Annotated in this window: 4 protein-coding genes; all 4 read left to right on the top strand. The window is 35.0% G+C overall.

The window, feature by feature from the left end; all coding sequences use genetic code 11:
- Positions 1-708 precede the first annotated feature (708 nt).
- Positions 709-3,348, top strand: a complete 2,640-nt coding sequence (locus tag ABW636_RS03980) for a GEVED domain-containing protein (protein WP_367588656.1) — start codon at positions 709-711, stop codon at positions 3,346-3,348.
- A 188-nt stretch (positions 3,349-3,536) separates the two neighbouring features.
- A complete protein-coding gene (locus tag ABW636_RS03975) occupies positions 3,537-3,833 on the top strand; it encodes a hypothetical protein (protein WP_367588655.1) in 297 nt (98 codons plus the stop codon).
- A gap of 84 nt (positions 3,834-3,917) precedes the next feature.
- Complete coding sequence (locus ABW636_RS03970) at positions 3,918-6,599, top strand: GEVED domain-containing protein (RefSeq protein ID WP_367588654.1); 2,682 nt, start codon at positions 3,918-3,920, stop codon at positions 6,597-6,599.
- Between the two features lie 50 nt (positions 6,600-6,649).
- Positions 6,650-6,856, top strand: a complete 207-nt coding sequence (locus ABW636_RS03965) for a hypothetical protein (RefSeq protein WP_367588653.1) — start codon at positions 6,650-6,652, stop codon at positions 6,854-6,856.
- Positions 6,857-6,978: the final 122 nt, after the last annotated feature.

The following is a 6,978-nucleotide window of genomic DNA, read 5'->3' as shown; positions in this document are numbered from 1 at the left end:
ACTCACAGCATTTTGTTGGCTATTGTCTATCAAATTACATGTTGTAGTAGACATAGACAATAGTGATGAAATAATCGATTGCTGCTCTGTGTGACCGCAATTCACAAAATAATCTTTAAAATTTTCTGGGATCATAGCTGAAATTTAATAGTCCAAAGATAACACATATTTATTTTAGAACTTAGCCTAGTTATTCTATGAGTGATTTTTTTGGTACAAAAAAATCATAAAATGCAACATAAGATATGTAATGACTTTCTTTTCTTATAAAGCTGTAAAATTCTTGTATAATATCTGTGCTAAGCTCTGCCGAAGTATAGCTACGTAAGCTTTTTCCAATGAAGTAAGAAAGAAAATGAACAAACAGATTAGTGGTGTTTTATGGTTTATCTGGTATTAGTATTCCAAAACTACATCTTTGTTGTCATTTTATCCGCACTATCTCTCCCCCTCTTTAATTATTATAAAAGTAGCTTATACAACTAAACAAACACTTTATACAGTGAAGTGAACCGTTCCTACAATTTGAAAGAATAAGCACTAGGGTAGAGTAGCTTCAAACACGTTTTTATGTTAGTCAAATAGGTACCATATAAAGCCTTTTTGATAAACGCTTTGGAATATGAATTTCTTGATAGCAAGATGTATTAAAAAATTTAAACCAGCTATATAAATAACATAATAACAATAATCTTAAAACTTTAGAAAATGAATAAAACAAATTTGCTTTTTGGGTTCTTAGTTTTAGTTTTTTCAACTATAGAAGTCATGGCTCAAACAGAAGAAATATGGGAAGGTACTGAAGGTGAATCTGCCCGTACTACGATCAATATAAATTCTTCAGCAGGTGTTACTATGCAAACCAATAAAAAAGGAGCTTTTTTCTTAAATCTATTTGATCGCGTATCAGGTTTTATAGGAGGGGCTTCGGGTACGCTTATTAATACGGTAAATCAAAATGGTAAATTATATATAGTTAGTGCCGCTCATACAATTGTAGATACAAATCAATTTAATAATGCTCATTATATAGGAAAAAAATATGGCTGTACGTTGTCAAATATTTATGAAATAACTACCCCTTCTTTAAGAAAATATTCTTCAAGAAGGAGTGATTTTCCAGATGACCGAAGGGTTTTTAGAACGAACCTGACTGTTGTAGCAATTGATCAGAAAGCAGATACGGTTTTGTTCGAAATAGATCAGTTAAGCTCAAGTTTGCTAATTAACAATCTTTATTTTGCCGGATGGTCGCTTAGAGCAGGGGATAGCAATACTGGTTTAACTATAATGTCTCACCCTTCAAGCGATTATAAAAAAAATGCAATCATTCCTGATAATACTTTAGATATACGATTTTTAGAATTTAATCCTCCTGGTGGTGGTTTGAATACTTTATATGATGGAGTAGTTTTTCGCTCTGAACAATTGCATGAAGGTAGCAGTGGTGCTGGTGTTTTGGATGATGATGCAAGTTTGATAGGTATTTTTTCTCGGCCTTTAGACAGAAATAGTTCCAGTCGTTTAGTAGTCGCCTCACTATTAAAAAATTCATGGTATAATACCAATAATGGAACTCAATCAATGATTAGGGATTTTGTTGATCCAATCTATACTTATGCAAGTAAAATACCAGGAGGAAGGGGGCTTTATGGTGGTGATCATTTGATTAATCCAAACCATTTCGATCTGCAAATTCCGGGTTCGAGTAGTATGCAAACTACAGAGCTTATCAGGCTTTATGATTTGGATGTTTTGGCAAAAAAAGCAAATAAACTAGGACAAGGAGGTATTTTCCTAAAAAATGGGAATGTAAAACTTAAAGTTTCAACTGTTTTCAGAAATAATACCATAACACTCTATGAATCAAAAGCAGATGGTAGCGGAATCAAATCTAATGATTTTGAAGAGACTATTATAACATCACCTAGCAACAGTAATATAAATACAGTCCTAAGGGGTTTGGGATTAAATTCAGCTGATTTACAAAATAAAAAATATGAACATAATCTTCCTGTGACAATCGAATTAGTTAATTTGGGTTCGACACCGGCTAAAGTTAGGGCATTAAAAATTCCAGGGTTAGGATATAGAAACACTGTAGAGTTGTTTAAACCAAATGATTTTGCAGCCTTGTATACTAATAAAAATTATCCAAAAAACAGAGCTTCTAATAGTACAAATACGTATCTACATGCTTTAAAAGTCAAAGTAACCGATCCCGAAAGTGGTACTGCTGTGTCTAAAACTTATACCACAGAAAATAATGGTGGTTATGTCGATCTTATTCAGCACACTTTTCCAATTATGAAGTCTGGGGCTTCTGTAGAATTATCCTTTACGCCTAGAACTACTGGCGGTACCATGCATTATAGTGCCTGGATAGATTATAACAGTAATCAGCGTTTTGATGTAAATGAACAAGTGGGTACTGCTACTTCTAGCACCAATACAATAACCTTTACCGTTCCTGATAAACCAAATAAAGGAACTAGAATACGTATTGCTATGCGTAAAAATAGTGCTCCACCAGCAAATGGATCAAGGTCGTATGATATAGGCGAAGTAGAAGATTATACAGTAAAGATTGTTCCTAGTAATAGAAATAGTGAAGTGTTGGCCTCTTCGGTTTCACAGCTTTCTATAGGTACAGGAAACTATATTGCCAAACCAGAAGGGGATAAGGCATTAAGTACCGGAAGAAAAACTAACTCCAACGGTGGCACTACAACAGTAGTAACGCAGGTTCCGGTAACAGATTCTAGTGGTAATACGAGTTATGCTACCGCCAGTGTGATCGATATCCAGCCTACTTCAGATCCCAATGATGGGGATTTGTATACATTTAAGGTAAAAGAAGGTTATCTGGCAGTAGATACCAGTAGCAAGCTAACTTCTTCTACTTTTAATGGCAAAACCATATTGATCAGAAAGCTAAAAGTAGTAAACACCGCTACCCCGGTAAAGGTATATGGATTTAACCTTACTCAGGGTGGTAGTAATAAAACCTATTACAGTCTACAAGCTAGTGATGGAGATCCATATGCGATCACATCGCCAATGGAGTTGATTCCTGTATCTAGTATAAGTGACGGTACAAGCCCGACTGCACCTACACCTTTAAGCAGTAGTGTGAACCATGCAGATGTTGCCAAACACCTAACCACTGGGGATAAATCTGGCATTGCTATAGGTTCTGCTACCGTTATTGGTATTGGAGTGGGCATTATTTTCAAATTCAGACGTACGCTATCCCGAGTTCCCGGTCAAGCGATGAGAATGGTAAAAAGTTGTGATTCCAAGAGCGGTGGTGAAGGCGTTTCATTATTAGAAAATACAGAATTATAAAATCGAAATATAGATATACAAATTGAACTGGTTTAAACTTTTTTCAATTCGCTATAAAAATGCCCTTTTTTACCCAATTTTCATCTTTTTCTTACTTCGTAGCGCTGCTATGAAGTGCAAAAAATAGTTCAATTGACCAAAAAATCATCATTTTTCGCATGAATCAAAAAAGTTTAAACCAGTTCATTATGAAAAGAAAAACAATGATCAATGTATTGCTATTTGTCATTCTTATGGTAGGAATACAAAATAGCGTGTACTCACAGGAGTTTTGTGAAAAATGTGAATGTGAAGAAGAAAGGGACGGTGATAAGAAGAGTAATAAGATGATACAGCTTTTTGATGCTATTGTTGAATCTTGTGATCAACCAAAAGTATTGAATGCAAAATCAGGATTAAAAGCAGAAAAATCCAAAACCTTACAAGCGTATTTCATACATCAAAACATACCATTTATACAATATAAGATACCGTTCATACAATAGGGTTAAAAACGTGTAGGGTTTTAAGCTATTAAAAGCGTCATTTTGCAAAACAATTTATCAACTTAAAATCATTAAAAATAAAAAATGAATAAAAGAAAGAATTTTCCAATGTTATTAAAGAACGTATTATCGCTTGCAATCATTGCGCTTTTGGGTACTAATTTGTCCCAAGCTCAAAACAGTGAAGCACCATTTTTACCAATGCAATCTGGGAGATCTTCTCCAACGCAGATAAATATTAATGATCCGGCAGGAACGAATTGCCAAGATCTTAAACAATCAGTTTGTGAAATAATCCTAATAGAACCTGATGGAGGAAAAGGTGTCTGTACGGGAAGTTTATTGAATACGGTAAATCAAAATGGAAAATGGTACATACTAACTGCGGCTCATTGTATTAACAAATCATCTTATATAATAGGGCAAGAGCAAAATCTATATATTTCATTTAATTATGAGGCAATGGATCCAGCTCAGAGAATGGTTAGTTCACCAACTAATCATATCATAGGAGTTAAAGCTATATTGAGGGCTGTAAAAGGAGCTTCAGATCATGTGCTTTTTGAGATTACTGAAGCTACAGGGGAACTATTAAATGACTTAAGATCTCTTAATACATATTATGCAGGATGGTCTTTAGATAAAAGTTCTATGTTTAGTAATGCGATAAGTCATCCTAAAAGCGATATCAAAAAGATTACTGCTAATCATTCATCAAGTTTTGTGGATAAATTATACGCTGAAGATGTAAGTGATGTATCCGATGACTTTGCTAACGATTCTTACTTTATAAATGTGCCAGTTGATGGTATATATATACGTACCTCAGAATTACAACAAGGATCTAGTGGTTGTGCTGGGTTTAATACAGATAAACAAGTGTTTGGGGCATATAGTTTTAAAGATAATAGTTTTCCTGGCAATGAAAGTGCTAAGTTTAATTTTTTAGTTAACAAATGGTATAAGAACCCTGGCAGAATATCTTTTCAAGAGTATTTAGACCCTGATATTACATATGTTAGTAATATCCCTGGGGGATATGGTTTAAATGATCAAAGACATAAAATAGATAGTAATCGTTTTAATGTATCTATTAGTTCGTCAGCCACATTAAGCACCCCAGATATAGGTATGGATGGCGATGTTTCTAATATGGTCAAACTTAATTTTTTCGAATTAGATAGTTATTTAAGGAACTCTGATATAAAATATAGAGGAGGGATTTACCGAATACGAGGTAATGCAGAACTAAAGATCACGTATTACAGAAATAACAACCCCAACGACCCATGGGTTATATATAGTACCAAATCTGATGGTAGTTTGGCCAATGCTAATATTAAATTTGAAGAGTTACAGGTTACTACAGCAGATATCACCTCTCTTAGGGATAAATATTATTTATCATCTAAAAAAATGAGATATAACCTTCCTGTAAAAATTGAAATCATAAATACAGGTTCTGAGCTTTGTGTTGCACGTGCAATAAGAATCCCTGGTTTGGGGTATCGTAATGCTGTTGAGCTTTTTACTCCAGATGCTTTTAAAGCTTTGTACACGAATAAAAACTATCCAGAGTATAGGGCAAGAAGTAGTACTGAGGCATATATAAATTCACTTACTGTAAAAGTGACTGACCCTGATACTGGTTTACAACGAAATAGAGAATATACAACAAATAATAATGGGGGCTATGTCAACCTAATTCAACACAAATTTCCTACTATGAAACCTGGGTCTACAGTAGAATTATCCTTTACGCCTAGAACTACTGGCGGTACCATGCATTATAGTGCCTGGATAGATTATAACAGTAATCAGCGTTTTGATGTAAATGAACAAGTGGGTACTGCTACTTCTAGCACCAATACAATAACCTTTACCGTTCCTGATAAACCAAATAAAGGAACTAGAATACGTATTGCTATGCGTAAAAATAGTGCTCCACCAGCAAATGGATCAAGGTCGTATGATATAGGCGAAGTAGAAGATTATACAGTAAAGATTGTTCCTAGTAATAGAAATAGTGAAGTGTTGGCCTCTTCGGTTTCACAGCTTTCTATAGGTACAGGAAACTATATTGCCAAACCAGAAGGGGATAAGGCATTAAGTACCGGAAGAAAAACTAACTCCAACGGTGGCACTACAACAGTAGTAACGCAGGTTCCGGTAACAGATTCTAGTGGTAATACGAGTTATGCTACCGCCAGTGTGATCGATATCCAGCCTACTTCAGATCCCAATGATGGGGATTTGTATACATTTAAGGTAAAAGAAGGTTATCTGGCAGTAGATACCAGTAGCAAGCTAACTTCTTCTACTTTTAATGGCAAAACCATATTGATCAGAAAGCTAAAAGTAGTAAACACCGCTACCCCGGTAAAGGTATATGGATTTAACCTTACTCAGGGAGGTAGTAATAAAACCTATTACAGTCTACAAGCTAGTGATGGAGATCCATATGCGATCACATCGCCAATGGAGTTGATTCCTGTATCTAGTATAAGTGACGGTACAAGCCCGACTGCACCTACACCTTTAAGCAGTAGTGTGAACCATGCAGATGTTGCCAAACACCTAACCACTGGGGATAAATCTGGCATTGCTATAGGTTCTGCTACCGTTATTGGTATTGGAGTGGGCATTATTTTCAAATTCAGACGTACGCTATCCCGAGTTCCCGGTCAAGCGATGAGAATGGTAAAAAGTTGTGATTCCAAGAGCGGTGGTGAAGGCGTTTCATTATTAGAAAATACAGAATTATAAAATCAACATAAATTAAATATAAAGATGTACAAATTATGAAAAGAAAAACAATGATCAATTTATGGCTATTTGTCATTCTTATGGTAGGAATACAAAATAGCATGTACTCACAGGAGTTTTGTGAAGAATGTGAGTGTGAGGAAGAAACAGAAGGTGGTACAGAAGACGCAGAGTATTCTGCCGATCTTCAAGAAGGTGCTGGTGAGTTTAATTTACCAAATGATTTTAACCTGTTACAAGGCAGTTTATACAGCTAAATGAACACTTTATACAGTGAAGTGAACCGTTCCTACAATTTGAAAAAATAAGTACTAGGGTAGGGTAGCTTCAAATACGTTTTTATGTTAGTCAAAGAGGGACTATATGAAGCTCTTTTAAT

The organism is Aquimarina discodermiae, from assembly GCF_040786235.1.
GTDB lineage: Bacteria > Bacteroidota > Bacteroidia > Flavobacteriales > Flavobacteriaceae > Aquimarina.
Note: the sequence above shows the minus strand (reverse complement) of the source record. Positions and strands in the feature narration are given on the sequence as shown.

Coding starts and splice junctions, on each gene's coding strand:
- ABW636_RS03975 (WP_367588655.1), top strand. CDS start 3,537: ATGAAAAGAAAAACAATGATCAATGTATTGCTATTTGTCATTCTTATG.
- ABW636_RS03970 (WP_367588654.1), top strand. CDS start 3,918: ATGAATAAAAGAAAGAATTTTCCAATGTTATTAAAGAACGTATTATCG.
- ABW636_RS03980 (WP_367588656.1), top strand. CDS start 709: ATGAATAAAACAAATTTGCTTTTTGGGTTCTTAGTTTTAGTTTTTTCA.
- ABW636_RS03965 (WP_367588653.1), top strand. CDS start 6,650: ATGATCAATTTATGGCTATTTGTCATTCTTATGGTAGGAATACAAAAT.